The 17100-nt window shown below is 58.9% G+C and carries 17 protein-coding genes; 9 read left to right on the top strand and 8 right to left on the bottom strand.

Annotation, left to right across the window (positions count from 1 at the left end; all coding sequences use genetic code 11):
* The first annotated feature begins 170 nt into the window (after window positions 1-170).
* The 3 genes from BGE01nite_RS23955 to BGE01nite_RS23945 are packed head-to-tail and all read left to right on the top strand — an operon-like array spanning window position 171 to window position 2514.
* Complete coding sequence (locus BGE01nite_RS23955; protein WP_146854506.1) at window positions 171-701, top strand: FMN-binding protein; 531 nt, start codon at window positions 171-173, stop codon at window positions 699-701.
* A gap of 10 nt (window positions 702-711) precedes the next feature.
* Window positions 712-1593 carry an FAD:protein FMN transferase gene (locus BGE01nite_RS23950; RefSeq protein WP_146854504.1) on the top strand — a complete coding sequence of 294 codons (882 nt, stop codon included), beginning with the start codon at window positions 712-714 and terminating at the stop codon, window positions 1591-1593.
* Between the two features lie 27 nt (window positions 1594-1620).
* The gene (locus tag BGE01nite_RS23945; protein ID WP_146854502.1) at window positions 1621-2514 is read left to right on the top strand and encodes a helix-turn-helix domain-containing protein; all 894 of its coding nucleotides are present in this window, start codon (window positions 1621-1623) and stop codon (window positions 2512-2514) included.
* Window positions 2515-2718: 204 nt separating this feature from the next.
* Here the strand turns inward: BGE01nite_RS23945 and BGE01nite_RS23940 are convergent, their stop codons facing one another.
* Entirely contained in the window at window positions 2719-3753 is a 1035-nt protein-coding gene (locus BGE01nite_RS23940; protein ID WP_146854500.1) for a ChuX/HutX family heme-like substrate-binding protein, read from the bottom strand.
* A 54-nt stretch (window positions 3754-3807) separates the two neighbouring features.
* Window positions 3808-4275, bottom strand: coding sequence for a flavodoxin domain-containing protein (locus BGE01nite_RS23935; RefSeq protein WP_170267016.1), 468 nt, complete (start codon window positions 4273-4275; stop codon window positions 3808-3810).
* Between the two features lie 163 nt (window positions 4276-4438).
* Between BGE01nite_RS23935 and BGE01nite_RS23930 the strand changes: the two genes are divergently transcribed.
* The 3 genes from BGE01nite_RS23930 to BGE01nite_RS23920 all read left to right on the top strand — a co-directional run bounded on the left by BGE01nite_RS23930 (window position 4439) and on the right by BGE01nite_RS23920 (window position 9222).
* Complete coding sequence (locus tag BGE01nite_RS23930) at window positions 4439-6388, top strand: efflux RND transporter periplasmic adaptor subunit (protein WP_146854496.1); 1950 nt, start codon at window positions 4439-4441, stop codon at window positions 6386-6388.
* Between the two features lie 341 nt (window positions 6389-6729).
* Window positions 6730-7620 (top strand): polyphosphate kinase 2 family protein, encoded by an 891-nt coding sequence (locus tag BGE01nite_RS23925; protein WP_146854494.1) that lies wholly within the window; start codon window positions 6730-6732, stop codon window positions 7618-7620.
* 159 nt (window positions 7621-7779) lie between these two features.
* Window positions 7780-9222 carry a DUF1501 domain-containing protein gene (locus BGE01nite_RS23920; protein WP_146854492.1) on the top strand — a complete coding sequence of 481 codons (1443 nt, stop codon included), beginning with the start codon at window positions 7780-7782 and terminating at the stop codon, window positions 9220-9222.
* 10 nt (window positions 9223-9232) lie between these two features.
* On the opposite strand, the gene BGE01nite_RS29125 is transcribed toward BGE01nite_RS23920, so the two are convergent.
* Both BGE01nite_RS29125 and BGE01nite_RS23915 read right to left on the bottom strand, forming a co-directional pair.
* Window positions 9233-9403: a hypothetical protein gene (locus tag BGE01nite_RS29125; protein ID WP_170267015.1), complete on the bottom strand. Its 171-nt coding sequence runs from the start codon at window positions 9401-9403 to the stop codon at window positions 9233-9235.
* 75 nt (window positions 9404-9478) lie between these two features.
* Window positions 9479-9700, bottom strand: coding sequence for a hypothetical protein (locus tag BGE01nite_RS23915; RefSeq protein WP_146854490.1), 222 nt, complete (start codon window positions 9698-9700; stop codon window positions 9479-9481).
* 113 nt (window positions 9701-9813) lie between these two features.
* Between BGE01nite_RS23915 and BGE01nite_RS23910 the strand changes: the two genes are divergently transcribed.
* Window positions 9814-10407 (top strand): hypothetical protein, encoded by a 594-nt coding sequence (locus BGE01nite_RS23910; RefSeq protein ID WP_146854488.1) that lies wholly within the window; start codon window positions 9814-9816, stop codon window positions 10405-10407.
* Between the two features lie 143 nt (window positions 10408-10550).
* On the opposite strand, the gene BGE01nite_RS23905 is transcribed toward BGE01nite_RS23910, so the two are convergent.
* Genes BGE01nite_RS23905 through BGE01nite_RS23895 form a run of 3 tightly spaced genes read right to left on the bottom strand, consistent with a single transcriptional unit; the run spans window position 10551 to window position 12364 of the window.
* Window positions 10551-11105, bottom strand: a complete 555-nt coding sequence (locus tag BGE01nite_RS23905) for a hypothetical protein (protein WP_146854486.1) — start codon at window positions 11103-11105, stop codon at window positions 10551-10553.
* Window positions 11106-11109: 4 nt separating this feature from the next.
* Window positions 11110-11769, bottom strand: a complete 660-nt coding sequence (locus BGE01nite_RS23900; RefSeq protein WP_146854484.1) for an anti-sigma factor family protein — start codon at window positions 11767-11769, stop codon at window positions 11110-11112.
* Window positions 11753-12364 carry a sigma-70 family RNA polymerase sigma factor gene (locus BGE01nite_RS23895; protein ID WP_146854482.1) on the bottom strand — a complete coding sequence of 204 codons (612 nt, stop codon included), beginning with the start codon at window positions 12362-12364 and terminating at the stop codon, window positions 11753-11755. Before BGE01nite_RS23895 ends, BGE01nite_RS23900 begins: the two co-directional genes overlap by 17 nt.
* A 183-nt stretch (window positions 12365-12547) precedes the next feature.
* Here BGE01nite_RS23895 and BGE01nite_RS23890 point away from each other — a divergent pair, with 183 nt between their 5' ends.
* Both BGE01nite_RS23890 and BGE01nite_RS23885 read left to right on the top strand, forming a co-directional pair.
* On the top strand, window positions 12548-13159 hold the full coding sequence (locus BGE01nite_RS23890) for a DUF1801 domain-containing protein (RefSeq protein WP_146854480.1): 612 nt from the start codon (window positions 12548-12550) through the stop codon (window positions 13157-13159).
* A gap of 603 nt (window positions 13160-13762) precedes the next feature.
* Entirely contained in the window at window positions 13763-14467 is a 705-nt protein-coding gene (locus tag BGE01nite_RS23885) for a TVP38/TMEM64 family protein (RefSeq protein ID WP_146854478.1), read from the top strand.
* Window positions 14468-14656: 189 nt separating this feature from the next.
* On the opposite strand, the gene BGE01nite_RS23880 is transcribed toward BGE01nite_RS23885, so the two are convergent.
* Window positions 14657-16543: a DUF4209 domain-containing protein gene (locus BGE01nite_RS23880; protein ID WP_146854476.1), complete on the bottom strand. Its 1887-nt coding sequence runs from the start codon at window positions 16541-16543 to the stop codon at window positions 14657-14659.
* Window positions 16544-17100: the final 557 nt, after the last annotated feature.

Raw genomic sequence — 17100 nt, 5'->3', positions numbered from 1 at the left:
TTGGAGGTGAGGACAGAATTCGTCCCATGAGTGCCTCTAACCCGTAGAGGTCAAAGATTTGCCTTGCGCTTTAGTAATTGAGATTCATTTTCATCTCATAAGCTGAGAATGAATCGCATTTTCGTCTTCGTTTGATTGTCGCACTTCAACAACCGCCGCCCTCTCATCCCATGCGTCGCCGCGCTCTGATCAAGAAATTTGCCCCAGCCCTCCTCCTGGCCCCAGGCGGGGTGCATGCGCAGGTTTATCTGAGCCGTGAGCAGGCCCGGCAGATCCTCCTGCCCGGGAAGACTGCCACTCAGGTGGCGGTGCATCTGAGCAAGGACGAGCGGAAGGAGATCGAGAAGGCTTCCGACGTGAAGGTGGAGACTCGCGACTTGGACGCCTGGAAGGGCAAGGATGGCTCCTGGCTCATTTTCGACACCGTCATGGGCCGGTATGAGGCGATCGACATTGCGGTGGCCATCGATTCCGATGGCGAGACGAAGGGCGTGGAGATCCTGACTTACCGCGAGATGTATGGCTATGAAGTGCGGAGCCCGAAATGGCGGAAGCAATTTCACGGCAAGAGCGCTGACTCGAAGCTGAAGGTGAACAAGGACATCTCCAACATCTCTGGAGCCACGATCAGCAGCAAGGGCATCACCGCAGGAGTGAAGCGCCTGGTGCACACCTGGGAGATCGTGCTGAGAAAACTCTAAATCATTCGTTATGCCTGCCACGAACACCATCCAGCGCTGCCAGCCTCTGCTCGGGACGTTTGTCGAGATCACTCTCACGGGAGCGAGGTCCGAGGCGAAGCTGCATGAGCAGGCCGGGAAGGCTTTTGAGATGATCCGCAGCGTGCAGCGCATGATGAGCTTTCACGACACGGACAGTGACGTCAGCCGGCTGAATCGCTGCGGGCATGTGGCACCGCTGCAGGTACATCCGTGGACCTATCATGTGCTGGAGCAGGCGGTGCAACTGAGCCGCGAGACGGAGGGTGCCTTTGACATCACCGTGGCTCCAAGACTGGTGCGCAGCGGCCTGCTGCCACGTCACACACAAGTTTCCTCGCTCGTCGAGGCAGGCCGTTGGGAGGACATCGCGCTTCTGGGTGGTCGCGCGGTGTCCTTCCGACAGCCGTTACAGGTCGACCTGGGTGGAATCGCCAAGGGTTTCGCCGTCGACAAAGCGGTGGAGTATCTCAGCACGCTCGGTTTGAGCGGAGCGATCGTGAATGCTGGCGGCGATATGCGCGTGCTCGGTCAAGCTGACAGCCGCGTGGCCATTCGTGATCCAAGGGATCCGCACCGCGTGGCTGTGCCGGCGGTGATGCTGCGACCTGCGCTGGCCACGAGCGCGGCGTATTTTGTGAAAGCGGCGAGCGGTCTGCAAAAGGCCTCTGCGATCATGCATCCACGCACAGGCAAGCCGATGAAGAGCAACCTGAGCGTGAGTGTGTTTGCCAAAACGTGCATTGAAGCAGATGCGCTGACAAAAGCGGTGCTGCTGGCTCCGCAGAAGCTGTGGAACCAAGTGCTGGCAGCGCGTGACAGCGTGGCGCTGCTGCTGACCAAACAGGGTGAGCAGGTGATGTTTCCCGTCTGACAGGCAGCGAGCCATCCCCTGTCTTTGATGCAGCTCCCGTTTGCCGCTTTTGAAAGCCGCTGGCTCGGCGCCGATCCCTCCGGGACGGGTGACGGCCGCCGGGTGGAGATCATGATGACCCGGCCGGGCATCTGGGCGCTGCTGACGCTCTCCGGCCGTGTGCGCGCGCAGACCGAGGACGGACGTGGACATGATGTGCTGGCGAACCAACTTTTGTGGATGCACCTGCCAGACAAAGGCCAGGCACTGCCCGACTGGCAGCTGCATGCCTGGGAAAAGCCACATGCCCTCCTGCTCTGCTTCCCGGGTGAATGGGTGCAAAATACGTTAGGCAATATGCGCCAGCAGCTCTCGCCTGATTTTGAGACTCTGCTTCTGGGGCCGCATGTGGCACTGCCGGTGCTGCAGAGGCCGCTGGAGGCGGAGGACCGGGCCTGGGCGCGTGCGCTGATGGCTCCCACGCTGTGCACGGAGGCGCGGCAACTGCTCGAGGGCAGCCGCATGGCGGAGTTTTTCTTTCGCAAAGTGCTCACCGAGACGCGTGGCGAGGAGCTTTTCTGCACACGAACGAGGCGGCTCTCCATGGAGCGTGTGGCCCGCGTGCGGGAGGCGCTTTTGAAGAATCTGGAGAATCCACCTTCCCTGGAGGAGCTGGCGCAGATCTGCGGCTGTCATCCGCAGTATCTTTCCCGTACGTTCTCGGAGACTGCGGGAACGACGATCAGCCTGTATCTTCGACGATTGAGGATTGATCGTGCGGCGACACTGATGGGCAGCGGGCGCATGAATGCCAGCGAGGCGGCGCTGGAGGTGGGGTATCGGAGCCTCAGTCATTTCAGCCAGGCTTTCCGTGCGGAGAAGAACATGACGCCGAGCCAGTGGATGCGGGGTCAGGGGAGGGAGATGAGGGATCAGGGATGAGAGATAAGGGATGGCAGAAAGATTAGGGCAGAAAAATTTGGGGCTTTTTTGGACGCGAGGTGATGCGATGCATGAGGTGGCATCGGGGGTGCGAACTGACGGAACGATGGTCTCAGCGCGTTGATGTGCGCGCACAGCGGTGTCGCGCTTGAGCGCTTCCCACCGCACTCCACGACGCTATCGCGACATTCGGCACCTAACGAGTTATGCCACTTTCTCGTCGAGGCAGGACCAGCCGGAGGTTTTGAGCATTTCGTTCCAGAGGGTGCGCTGCCAGTCGGCGGCTTCGGAGCGGACGCCGAGGCCGGCGGCGAAGTTTCCGCAGTCGTCGTAGAACTCGACGCAGATCACTTCCTGATCGCCACGGGTGAAGCGTGTGGCCCAGGTGTCTCCGCCGACCTGGCTGCCGCGCAGGGTGAACTGGGAGGTCTCGCCAAACAAGGTGATGCCGCAACTACACTCACCGCTGTGCGTGGGCCAGAAACCCACGGGCAGGAAGACGGCTTCATTGCGCACGGCACCGCCGAGGGGCACCGAATGCTCAATCATCGATTGGAGCGTCTGCCGCACCACCCAGCGCGCCAGACGCCAGGCCTTGTCCTGTCCGACGGCGGCGAGCGCATCGTGGCGCGACACACCTTCCAGCCCGGGGAAGCTGGAATCGGGCAAAGACCGCGAGAGCCCGTCCCAGACGGCCCGGACCATCTCCGTGTCGGGCACGGATTCGGGACGTTGGCTGGCTCGCGTTTTAAGGCCAAATTGGGTCATCCGACGTCCGCAGGCATGATCGCGGACGAGGGATTCAAAAGCATCAAGATCAGATCCGTTGGTGAGCAGGAGCTTCAGGCAGCCGCGACCATTGCGATCAAAGAATTGCAGACTGGCGAGCTGCTGCCCGGTGGCGGCGTGCTCGATCACAGCCATGCCGCCACCAAAGGCGGAAGGTGTGAGCTCCACACCAGACTCCAGGCACAGCAATGCACTGGAACCGGGATAACAATCAAACTGCGGCGCGGCCCAGGCGGAGGCCATGCTGACGGGTCCATGGCCTGCGCAGGCGAGGATGAGATCCAGCTCAGGCAGGCGCGGAAAAAGCTCAGGCCAGCGGCCGTCCAACTGCACGGCCAATGCCGTGCCGCCATCTGCCTCGAAAACATATCTCGGGCAGAGCGCCTCAAGATCGAAGGTGCTTTCAGGGAAGCTGTAGGAGATGCGGGACTCAGAGCTTGAGTGATGCATGAGGGGCAGGAATCAATGAATGACAACTGGTTAGGAAAGGCGCGGGGCGTGTGCTCAAGCGGCCATCAGTATCCGGTCCTCGGCCAGCGCGGTGAAGACTCCCTCCACCCACGTGTCACTCGCATCATCGAAGTCCCAATCGCAGTCGGTACGCGGATGAATGCGTGTGGCACCGAGCAACTCGAGCGCGTCATCGTAGTCTTTGCCGGTTTTGCAGAACTGGTCGTAGTTCTTGTCACCCAACGCGAGGACGGAGAAGCGCAGATGAGTGAGCAGCATGTTTTTCTCCTGCACCACGGCACGATAAAAGTCCTCGGTGCCATCGGGCGGATCACCATCGCCATAGGTGCTGGTGACGATGAGGACGGTGCTGAAGTCACGCAGCACTTGAGGGGATGAGCGGGCCATGTCCTCGACCGTCACATCATAACCGCGACTTCTCGCGACATCCGCGGCCTTGTCAGCGCAGTGTTCAGAATTGCCAGTGACGCTGCCATAGAGAATGAGGATTGGCTTGGACATGGAAGTCAGGTGCAGTTGAGCGTGTACCATGATGCACAGCCCGCCTTCACGCCGCTGCCGATGGTTTGACGCAAAGTGTGGATGAAATGCCAAAGGCTGGATTGGATGAATGCGGCGAGTCTGCGCATTGACGTGAAAGCGCAGCACCGGCATCTTTCAGGCAGTGACGCCACCCTCCCAAGCCCTGCAGACCCTCAGCCAAGAGCTGGCGCGGCTTGCTGCCTCCGGGGGTAGTGATGGCGAGGTGCTGCAGTCCGTGCTCACGCGCCTCATCCATGCCACGGATGCGCTCGGTGGTGCTATCTGGATGGTGGTGAAGCGTGAAGGCAATGACATGTCTCTGAAACTGGCCGCAGGCACGAATGTGGAAGAGGCCGCAGGAGCTGCGGACAGCGCGCAACGCCAGCAGGTGCTGCGTGCGGCGACGGAGGTCATTCTTTCCTCCCAGCCGCTGGTGCTGATGCCAGCGTCCCCCGGTCAGGAAGTGGTGACGCCGGGTGTGCTGGTGAACCTGGGACCGCATGGCATCGTGGGTGTCCTGCTGCGCAGTGGTGATGATCATCTGGGCTCGGTGCAGCTTTGGTTCCCGCGCCACAATGATCCCAAGAAGCTGGCTGAGCTGGCGCTGATGGTGCAGACGCTGATGGTAGAGCTGGGGCCGCGGTTGCGCTCGCGACACATTCGCGAGCTTGGCGCCCAGAGCCGGAGACAGCAGCAGCTTTTGCAAATGGCGCTGGACGTGACGGGCCAGCTGGACACGAAGCAGGCGGCAAGGCTGGCGGCGGCGCATGCACGTGAATTGTTAGGCATCAACCGTGTGAGCTTCCTCATTCATGAGGGGGATCGCTGGCGTGTGGTGGGTGTGTCCGGACAGGCGGAGGTGGATGAGCGCTCCGAACCGGTGACACGCATGATCAAGCTGGCTTCCAAAGAGGTACGTGACCATGCCTGGGTGATCATTCGTGGTGAGGGCACTCCACCCGTGGACTGGTATTTTGAGGACACGCAGATGCAGTCCGCTGTCATGATCCCTTTGCGCGATGGCGCGGAAGGTCGTGTGATCGGCCTGATGCTGGGAGAGAGCATTGAATCCGCTACTTTTGGTTCGGCAGGAATGCCGGGGGATCCTCGGCCTCCGGCACTGGCTTTGGCGCAGTGGCTGGCGGATCTGACTGGCAAGTCTCTGTGTGCGGCGCTGGTGCATCAATCATTGCCGCTAGGTCCTACTCTGGCGAAACTTGGGCGCTGGCGCACGGAGGCGATGGCGACGCACAAGCGGAGGTGGTGGACTTGGACACTGGCTTTTGGCCTGCTGATTCTGGCGGGGTTCTTCTGGCCGCTCACGGCGAAGATTGAAGGTGACTGCACGCTCCTGCCCCGCAAGCGTGCGCTCATCACGGCAGAGGCTGCGGGGCGTGTCGATGAAGTGCTCGTGCGTGAAGGTGATCGCGTGAAGAAGGATCAGATCATTGCGAAGCTCGACACGCGGCGTTTGCAAACCGAGCTCGAGAGCACGGCGCAGGCGCGCAAGCGACTCGAGGCCGAGGCGGAGCGGCAGCGTGGTCAGGGGAAGGAGGCGCTGGCACGCATCGCCACGCTTGAGGCGCAGTCGACAGCGGAGATGGAGAAGCGTTTGCAGCTCGAGATCGATCTGGCGCAGATGCGCGCACCAATCGATGGCGTGATGATGACGAAGGACATTCATCTGCGCACCGGCACTTTTTTACAGGCCGGCGAGGCGCTGGCGGAGATCGCCACGATTGATGGCTGGGATCTGCGCATGGATGTGCCGGAGGCGGACATTGCCGAAGTGGAGGAGGCTTTGGAGAAGAAGTCGCCGCGGGAGGTGCGGTATCTGCTCTACACGCAGAGTGCGCGCGAACTGAGCGCTTCACTGAAGGACAAGAGCCAGATCAGTCCGGCGCTGCAGGCCAGCAAGGATGGTGGTGTGTTTAGCATCACGCTGCCGGAGGTGATGCTACCGGAGGAGCTGCTGCCGCTCATGCGGCCGGGTTTGACGGGGAGAGCGAAGATTGAGCTGGAGAACCGTGCGGCGGGACGTTTGCTGCTGCGCAAGTTCACGCGGTGGTTGAGGATGCATTGGTGGTTGTGAGGTTTTGGGCAGACACATCTTATGAAGGTGCGTGATGAGTGGAGAAGCGGAGGCGCATTTAAAGATACGGGACCCACGTTGGGGTCCGACGTGGGAGGAACTTATGTCCCGCATGATTCCAGGGTAGGCTCGCTAGGGCTCGCCAACCCTTCGCTATGATGCGGAAGGCCTTTGGCCTTCCATCCATTTTGACGATAATGAGATATGCTTGTGTGAGCCTTGATCCATCAGGGGCATCCTTTGTGCTCTGCCTGCAAACTCACGCTGTTCATGGGATGGGAATCCTGTTAATGCTGCGATCTCGTTAAATCCATCTTCCAAACTCTGCTCCCCTTCCCGACATGAAACTCAAAATTGATCTCGATGACTTCCGGGTGCCGGATGGTGGCCACTTTCGCATCTCGAAGGCGAAGACGAAGGTGAAGAAGCTCTACGCGGATGACACGCACTATGAGGAGCTGATCGCGCAGTTCCGGGAGGAGATCGATGATCTGCAGCAGAAGATGTATGCGCAGGACCAGCAGGGGCTTTTGGTGATCTTCCAGGCGATGGATGCGGCGGGCAAGGACAGCACGATCAAGCATGTGATGAGCGGGGTGAACACGCAGGGCGTGGAGAGTCATGCCTTCAAGCGGCCCACGGATGATGAGCTGAACCATGACTTCCTCTGGCGCACGACGCGGGTGATGCCGCCGCGCGGACGGATCGGCATTTTCAATCGCAGCTACTATGAGGAGGTGCTGGTGTGCCGGGTGAACCCGGACATCGTGACGAAGATCCAGCGACTACCTGCAAAGACGACGAAGAACCTGGACAAGCTTTTCAAGGACCGGCTGAAGGACATCCGCAACTTCGAGGAATACAGCGACCGCAACGGCATCCGCATTGTGAAGTTCTTCCTGCATGTTTCTAAAGAGGAGCAGAAGAAGCGCTTCCTGGCGCGCATTGACACGCCGAGCAAGAACTGGAAGTTCGAGGAAGGCGACGTGAAGGAGCGCGGCCACTGGGATGCCTACATGGAGGCCTATGAGGATGCGATCCGCAAGACGTCCACGGAAGAGTGCCCGTGGTATGTGGTGCCGGCGGATGACAAGAAGAACATGCGGCTGATCGTGAGCGCGGCCATCCTCGAGGAGATGCAGGGGATGAAGCTGAAGTATCCGGAACTGCCGGCGGAGCAGAAGGCACATCTGGCGGCGGCCAGAGAGTTTTTGATGGCGGAGAAGGAGTGAGTCCGAGAGGATTGACCACGGAATGCACTGAACACACGGAAGGGGCAGATTCACGGGACTTGGCAAGTCCCGCTCCTTGAGAGGCGCGAGTCACTTCCTGCGGGGGTGAGGTCTCTTCTGTATTGTTAAACTGGGGGGCTCTGCGGCGTAGATATGGGTATGTCGTCCCCCCTCGACCGTCGCCAATTCCTCTCCAGCGCCTATGGCATGGGCACCATCGCCCTGGCCACGCTGCTGCGTGAGCAGGGGCTGCTGGCCAATCCTGCGCTGGCAGGCGGGCAGCAGCATTTTGACCTGACGCCGAAGCCTGCGCACGGGTTTGGCCAGGCGAAGGCGATGATCTCCATGTTCATGCAGGGCGGGCCGAGCCACATTGACCTCTTTGAGCCGAAGCCGGAGCTGATGAAGCTGGATGGCAAGGATTTCCCCGGTGAGGTGAAGTATGATGATGCCGCCGGTGCGAGCCGCGAGGTGATGGGTCCGCAGTGGAAGTTCAAGCCGCGCGGCCAGAGCGGCATTGAGATGAGTGATCTGGTACCTTACATGGGCAGCATCGCGGATGAGATGACGCTGATCCGCAGCATGCACACGGGGGTGAACAATCACGGCCAGTCGATCTATGCGCTGCTGAATGGGCAGGTGGTGGGCGGCCGGCCGACGCTGGGAAGCTGGCTGACCTATGGTCTGGGCAGCGAGAACCAGGATCTGCCGGCCTATGTGGCGCTCACGGACCCGCGTGGTCTGCCGGTGCTGGGCGTGGACAATTTCTCCAATGGCTGGCTGCCCTCCATGTTCCAGGGCACGGTGATTCGTGCGAAGGAGCCGCGCATTTTGAATCTGGATCCGCCGATGTCCCTGAAGGGCGAGGCGCAGTCACGCTACCTGAGTTTTGTGAACCGGCTGAACCGCGAGCATGCGGATGCCCGGCCGGGTGAGAGTGATCTGGAAGCACGCATTCAGAGCTTTGAGCTGGCGGCGCGCATGCAGACAGCGGCGAAGGAAGCGCTGGATATCTCCCAGGAGAGCGAGGCGACGAAGAAGCTCTATGGCATCGACAAGCCCGCGACGGAAGAGTTTGGCAAGCGCTGCCTGATCGCGCGTCGTCTGGTGGAGCGCGGGGTGCGGTTTGTGTCCCTGTTCACGGGCAACCAGACGTGGGATCATCACAGCAACATCATGACCAGTCTGCCGACCGCTTGCATGCAGGTGGACCAGCCGGCGGCAGCGCTGGTGATGGACCTGAAGCAGCGTGGTCTGCTGGACAGCACGATCGTGCACTGGGGCGGTGAGATGGGACGTCTGCCGGTAATTCAAAACCGCGCCGGGGCCAAGGGCCGCACAGGCGTGGGCCGCGACCATAACACGTATGGCTTCAGCATGTGGGTGGCGGGTGGTGGTTTCAAAGCTGGTTATGCCCACGGAGCCACGGACGAGTTCGGCCATCATGCGGTGAAGGATGTGGTGAACCACTTTGATTATCACGCGACATTGCTGCACCTCTTCGGCCTTGACTCCAAGAAGCTCAGCTACAAGCGCAACGGCACGGAGCAGGTGCTGGTGGAGAATCCGCAGGCGCGGGTGGTGAAAGAACTTCTGGCGTAATTGGTTAGGCTCACTCCCTGGCCTTTGACTTGGTCTGGATTTTTTTCTCCACGGCCTCTCTTTCCTTGCCGGTGGTCTTTTCGGCGAGGCCTTGGAGGTGCTCTAGTTCCTTGGTTTTCGCGGACTGCTGATCAAAGGTCTTCAGGTCTTTGTCGAGCTTCTTGTCAGGTTCGTGTTTCATGATGAAACATGAACCCCATGGCTCGTGAGAACCATGGGGTGTTTACTCCAGCCGAGTCCTTGAGTTGAGGGTCTTCTAGACGGAGTTTCCGCTGATGACGCCAGCGGTCTCGCCGGGTGGTTCTACGGGTGGCACTTCGGTGCCTTGTCCTTTGGCTTCTTGTTGGGATCCCTTGGTTTTCACCAGGTCATCCTCGTGGATTTTTTCGGGGATGAGTCCAACTCCGGCGGATTGCTGGTCGGCTTCAGCGACATCCTCGTCGACGGGTTTGGTGGCAGGCTCGTTTTGTGGTTTCATGGAGTGAACATGGCAGATGAGCCGGGACGCAACCATGGGGTCTTCCCCTCCTTTTCCCCTGGATGAGGCATCACTGCTTGCGCTCAGGCCTCAGGGCGGCACTCTGGGCAGACATGAAGTTGATCATCGCCTCCCTGCTTGCCGCTCTTGTTTCCTTCACCTGGGGGTATGTTTCATGGATGCTGCTGGGCTGGCATGAAGCGGGCTGGCATGACTTCAAGGATGAGAAGGTGGTGGCCCAGGTGGTGCGAGACAATGCCACCAGCGGACGCGGCATTTACATGCTGCCCTTCACGCAGGAAGCGCTGGAGATTGACTCACCAGAGGAGCAGAAGGCGAAGATGGAAGCCCATGCGACGGCGCATGAAAAAGGCCCCTATGTGTATGCCATCGTGCGTCCCGGCGAGGCTGAGCTGAACATGCCTCAGAACCTGCTCCGCAGTTTCATCCGCTCTTTGATCGTGACGATTTTGATCGGCGGGCTGATGACGCAGCTGACGATGAGCTACCCGGGGAAGCTGGCCTTTGCGGCGGCGATCGGGGCGATCATCGGTCTGGGATCTGAGGCGCAGATGTGGATCTGGTTTGAGCTGCCGACTCGGGAGCTGATCGTGAACATGACGGACCATTTTATTGAATGGACGCTGGCGGGGAGTGTGCTGGCGCTGTTCCTCGGCACGGAGCCGACGGTGCGGGACCGGCATTGAGAGGGCGGAACAAGCGACGTGAGTGCCGTTACCAGAGAGGTATGTAGAAAGATTTCTGGAAATTTTTCTACCTCAATCTTTCTACCCTTTCTGGCCTTGATGCTTGGCGATCATGGCTTTGTGCCATGCGCTGTGAACATGCCTCACGAGCCCTTTTGAAGGACCAGGACGAAGAGGAGCTGGCCGCCGCGCCATTTGGGGCCGGCGATGAAGAGGGGGGTCTCGGCTTTCAGGACGGCATCGGTCTTCACGATGACCTGCTGGTCACGCCAGAACTGGAGGTGGAGGTTCATGCCGCCTTCTTTGGCGGGGCCTTTGGAGTCGACCTTCAGGAAGAGGTCCTTCGTGGGCACGACCCAGGATTCATACTCGCGAAAGACATCCTGCAGGTGCTGGCCGATGACGTCGATATGCTTGTAAGGGAAGACTTTGCCGAGACGCGCCGGGATGTCCGCAAACTCAGGCGGGACGTCCACCTTGGGCATGGAGGCGGCTTCCTTGGGGTCGTTGCTGGCGAAGACGAGGGCGCCCCAGACCTTGGCATCGGTATCAGGCTTTTTCGATGGCAGGGGCTGGACGGGCGGGGTGCCTTGACCATGCGTCACAGGTGTCGAAAGGGACGCCAGCAGGGCGAGCCCGGCGAGCAGGGCGCTCCGACGAGTGTGAGAGGGCACGGTAAAGGCAGGTACGGGCTTCATCAGATCAGCGCGCGGGCGAAGAGGTGAGCAGCACGGGCTGGCTGCGGGCATCCTTGGAGATGACGGCGACGGCGTTGTCCTCGGCATCAAAGAGGGTGGTGGCGGCCACGTCCTGGTCCACCTCACCGCGGGTAATGTTAAACCCCACGATCTTGCGGTCGGCAGGCATCTCCTCCAGGCCATCGAGCATCAGCACGGTGGCCTTGGCATCGGTGGAGTGATAGGTGCTGGCGTGGACGGCAGTGTTTGGCACGTAGATGCTGTGCACGTAGGTGTCCGAGCCGCCCTCAGGGATGCCGATACCACCCTGCTTCAGGGTGGTGAGGCCGGCGGCGATGAGGACCGCAGCGAGGCCCACAGGAGCCAGCCACTGGAGGCGCAGCCAGCTGAGCCAACCTGCGGAGGCGGGGACGCGGACCGGCGCTTGGTCCTCCTCCTGGGCCAGACGGCGCTGGATCTGACTGTTGAAGAAGTCCCCGTAGGGCACGGGCATCTCAGCGGGGAGGTGCGTGCGCAGATCGGCACTGAGACGCTGCATCATGTCGGCCTCTGCCTTGAGGGCGGGGTCGGCGGCCAGGCGTGCATCGAAGCGCTCGCGTTCAGCGGCGCTCATCTCTCCATCCAGCCAGCGGAGGAGGTCATGGTCTTCAGGCGGCGTTTTCATAACAGTCTTTCAGAAGTTCCTGGAGTTTCTTGCGAGCGTAGAAAAGGCGGCTCATGACCGTGCCCAGGGAACACGGGATGGCGGCAGCGATTTCCTCATAGGCGAGCCCCTCCACCTCACGCAGCAGGATGATCTGCTGGTGCTCGGGGCTGAGCTTGGCGATGGCCTGCTGGATGCGCTTGCCCAGCTCGGCATTTTTCATGGCAGTGTCCGGGGCCTGATCCCCGTGAGGCACCGCCTCCGCACCTGCGGCGATCCGATGCTCCGTGCGCGAATCGTCGAACTCACCATCTCCCTGGATCTTCTTTTTACGCAGCCAGTCGTAAACGACGTTATGCGTGATGCGGTAGAGCCAGGTGTAGAAGGCCGAATCCATCTTGAACGACGGCAGGGCTCGCCAGGCTTTGATAAAAGCCTCCTGCGAGAGGTCCCAGGCCTCGGTTTCATTCTGGATCATGTGGTAAGTCATGGCGTAAATCCGCCCTTTGTAACGACTCACGAGCACGTCAAACGCACGCGTGTCGCCCGCCTGGCAGCGCTTGACCAGGTCGATGTCCGGGACTTCGCCAGGCTCAGGCGCAGTGGAGGCGGGCATGTGTTACAAAAGATGGCAGAGTTACAGACGGGAGCAGGGCCTGCTCCATTCACAAGAAAATGAGCCTTATTGTGGATGGGGTGCGCTTTGGCGTCAAAGGAATGGTCATTCGGTGCGGGTTTGACCTGATTTCAGGGCTGCCGGGCATTGATTTTCCGGCCAAACTCCCCTTCCCTCCCGCCCATGGACTGCTCCCGCGCCAAAACCCATGATCCCGACCAGTGGCTGACCCAGACGCCGGCCTTTTCCCAACCGCTGGCGGAGCAGGTGCGGGAGTGGATCCTGCGCTGGGAGCCGGACCTGACGGAGTCCATCAAATGGAACATGCTGTGTTTCAGCGGGCGGAAGCTGGTCTGCGGGCTGAGTGCGTGCAAGGGGCACCTGGGGATCAGCTTTTTCCGGGGCACGGAGCTGCGGGAGATGACGACGCTTTTCAATCCCGGCGGGGAGAGCAACACGAGCATCCAGAGTGTCCGTGTGACGTCGCTGGATGATCTGGATCAGCGTGCGCTGCGGAAGCTGCTGCATGCGGCGGTGCAGGTGGATGCGAATCCGGAGCTCCCGCCACCGCCGCAGGTGAAGCGCGAGGAGTGGCCGATGCCGGAGGCTTTGGCGAAAGCGCTGAAGAAGAACAAGGCCGCGGCGGCGGGTTTTGAGAAGATGAGCAAGACCTGCCAGCGGGAGTACAAGGTGTGGGTGAGCACAGCGAAGCAGCAGGAGACGATTGATCGGCGGGTCGCGGAGACGATGGATGCCCTCACCCACGGCCGTAAATGGGCCCAGCGGAAAGGGTGACACTGAAACCTGCCCAACCCACCAGGTCGGATCTGGTCGGATTGACTCGGATCACCCCGTGTAGCGGCCGCCCGCGATCTTCGAAGCCTTGGCGAAGGAGATGCGTAAGCCTGCCGTTCTCCGAGCACGCCGACACCACCACTCTCCATCCAACCCACCAGGTCGGATCTGGTCGGATTCACTCGGATCAACCCCTCTGACGAACCACCGTAAACAATCCGTTCTCCGAAGCAGTCTGCGAAGGACGAACTGCAAACAACCGCAACCCATCGCAAACGGCCTAGGCCTGATCCAGTCGGATTCACTCGGACCGCCCTCCCCCTCTGAAAACCACCGTAAACGACTGTCAACCACGGTAAACAACTGTAAACGGCTCCCGTCCCATCTCTGAAACCACCGCCAACCATCGCAAACGGCTCCCGCATTCCGCGCCTTGGTCATCGGTTCCTGGTCCTTGGTCATTCCCCACATAGCGCTCGCACTCTCCACCATCACCCCGCATCTAGAAAGTGACCCAAGCGGACCCTTTGGACACCGCGAACCTGCCTGAGCCGCCAAGGAAGACCACAGGCCTCGCCACATGCGATTGCTAAGCGGTATCGCATGAAGTTTCTCAAAGAGCATTGGAAGGTGATCGCGGGGCTTCTGGCCTTGGGTGGGTTGATTCTCGCAATGCAGAAACTGCCGGTGATTGACTGGCTGCAGCAGGTGGCGGAGCCGCTGAGAGACATGGGCTGGGCTGGGGTGGCGCTGTTTGCGCTTCTGTATTTCATTGCCGGGCTGCTCTGTGTTCCCTGCATGCCGCTGGCGTTGACGGCGGGTTATGTTTTCGGGACGGTTCAGGGAGTGATCGCCGTGCACACGGCGGCGGTGTCCGCTGCGGCGGCGGGCTTTCTCCTGGGCCGAATGTTGGGTCGGAGAAAGGCGGCGACCTGGTTGCGCAAGAGCGAACGCTTTCATTTCCTCGATGACGCCATTGCGAAGGAGGGCTGGAAGATCGTGGGCCTGCTGCGCATGCAGGCCCTTCCCTTCGGCGTCAGCAACTATCTCTACGGCCTAACGAAAATTGACTTCTGGCAGTACCTCCTGGCCACCGCCATCGCCATGATGCCCGGGCATTTTATTTTAGTTCACCTGGCCTCGGTGGGTGGCAAGCATCTGTCGGGTCGGGGAGAAATTGGCGCTGTCGAATGGGTTTCTCTTGGGCTGGCGATCTTGAGCAAGATTGCTTTGGTGATGCTGGCGACGCGGATGTTTCGGAAGCACAAGAGGGCGGGTTCCAAGGCTCCTGCCGCGAGCTCGGTTTGAGGAGTGCCAACTGCGTCTTCACATTGAAGTTGAGAAGCCAATGCATAGCGTCTTTTAGTCTGTGAGTTGCCAGTTTCTACATAAAAACTCTGTTTCCGGTGAGGTCCCTTCTGTGCGCTGATGAGGAGAGCTTGAAGAAAAGCCCTTTGCATGTGTGCGATTGATTGATGCGACGAGCCGAAAGGCATCCTATTCGTTGAATGATTCGCTAGTCTCTGAGGGAGTGTTTTCTTCCAAGCCCTCAAGAAATAGCAATCCGTGGAAACAAAGACGTAAAGTCAGCCACCAGACACCCAATCCGGCATCCGAGTAACATGCATTGTCACTAACAAATCCGTGGGCTACTTGATTGCGAAATGCAAAGCCGCTTTTCTCGATCAGGTGCCCCCGAAGCTCAAAACACATATCAGGACCGAAAATCTCCAGTGTTTGAGGAAGATCAAAAAGAGGGCCTAAGACCTTAACAGGTTGGGTCAAGTCGGCATTGATATTTGAGACGTCGACACCATGTCGCTCCAAGACATACCGAAGCGAATTTTCAATCTGTGGAGCTAGAAGATGAGACGACAAAATAAGGTCTCCCGCCAAGCCATAAAATAGCCCTAGAAGGAAGATTTGCTCATGGCCGGGCGGAATGAACGGATTACAGGTCACGAGAAATTCCAAATCTCGGTGGGTGGGCCGGTGGTCATACCAAATCTTCACTCGCGCGGGTTCAATAAACGTCGCGGCCCTAAAGCGCCAATCACCTCTCGCAGCTTGCTGAAACATGTGTGACTCCAAGCTCTTTTCGAATTCCACACCTTGTTTCATGAGCAGCCCATCCACTTTTGCCTCTGTTCGTCCCTGACTGTCCATTAGGCCATTTGTCATCAAAAACATAATTGGCGTGGTGTCAGCGAGCTTGAGCACGTATTCACGAAATTCCTGAACATTCGTGATTGGGTGTCCGAAGGCCATTTGCCTCAACGCTTCGATCAATGTATCAGCTTCTACGAATTTCTGTGCAGCTTGTGCTTGTTCAGAAATATCCACTTTTGGAAACTTTATCAGACTTAACTCGTTTAGAGCTGCTGACTGATACGTGCGCAGTTTCTTTCGCAGATCTGCAATGACTTTGGGATCTCCATTGGCTTGCCTAATGGCATCTATGCCTTTGATCAACAGGCCGCTCGCAGCCATGTAGCTAGAGTGCCCTGTAGAAATCTGCATTTCGGACTCCACAATGTAGGTGAGTGCTGCTGTAAGACGTGCTGCCTTTTCTTTTTCAGGTTCTTTACTGCGCCTCCAAAACTCGGCCTCCAGAAGGCAAAAGTCTCTCTCAATACCTGGCGGATGTTTTGTATGTGCCTCTTTTGCTAGATTGCCAACTTTCACTGCAAAGGCAGCTGTATCGCCGACCCCCATGTCGAGAGCAATATTGAGAAAAGACACAAGTATACAAGCTACTGAATTGCACGCAGGGTGATCCAAAGCGGCCAGGAAGGCAGCACTCGCAATCTCCCATCCATCATTCTTTCTGCCTAACGAATTTCCTAATTGCAGAGCCCTTCTAAACAAAGAACAAGCCCTGCTCCAATCGCCTTCGATCAGCAGCTTGGTTGCTGTATCGAGATAGTCTGGAATGATTAAACGGGCGACTCTATGATCGCGTTTTCTTACCCAGAGAATGTCACCAAGACGCGCGCGGATCGCTTGGCTTTTCGAACGGTCAAACAGGCACCTAACACTAATTAGGTCGTCCTGAGAGAGATCAGCAGGCACCAGTGATCGACGCCCGTCGCTATACTGGATTTCGGGCCTATACGGTTCGGCCGGGTTTCCATAGTTCGGGTGAAAGGAACATAAAATGCCCAATGAACGAAGCAGAGCTGCGTCCACCGTTCGCTCCTCGCTGTCAGCTACCTTTGCCAATTGAAAGTACCGATCACAGTAAACTCTACATGTATGTCCTCTGACACCCTCCAGAAGATCCTCAAAGTCCATCTCCGGTATCGTCATACCTGAAATCGGCAAGACATTGCTGGAAACGGTGCCTTCCTTTTTTGGGCCGACTTCATTTTCTTGTGAGTCCATGGAGATATCTTCAATGTTATTGCGATTTGCACAGGTGGCAAATGTGACAACGCAATCCTGTATCCCGTTTTGGGTTGTACAGGCCGCTGTGACCTGGATGCTGAGACTCGCGGTGTCCAAAGGGTCCGTTTGGGTCCGTTGGATGGGGGATTAGGTGGTGGAGAATGGAGGGAGCCCGTTTCTAGACGGGGCTTTGTTGGTTCGGTTCAATTCAACTCACTCTACTCTTTTTATGAATGCATTTTTTGTTATGCCTGGTGAAGGCTTTTGGGAACCGTTTACCGTGGTTTACAGTTGTTGACGGTGGTTTGCCCGAGAGGCCGATCCGGTTCACTCCGACTGGCTCAGGCCTGAGCCGCCTACGATGGCTTGCGGTTGTTTACGATGGTTGACGTTTGTTTCTCAGAAGGGGCGATCCGAGTCAATCCGACCGGATCCGACCTTGGGGCGACAAGAGGGGTTGGCGAGCATGGGACGCGCTTTCAGCGCTTGGCGCTGTGTGGCGTCCCGGGAACCTAGGGCTGGACGCCCTAGGCTGGTATGGGGTGCGCACGTTG

It is taken from the genome of Prosthecobacter gellanilyticus, assembly GCF_007992435.1.
In the GTDB taxonomy this organism is placed as follows: Bacteria; Verrucomicrobiota; Verrucomicrobiia; order Verrucomicrobiales; family Verrucomicrobiaceae; genus Prosthecobacter; species Prosthecobacter gellanilyticus.
Note: the sequence above shows the minus strand (reverse complement) of the source record. Positions and strands in the feature narration are given on the sequence as shown.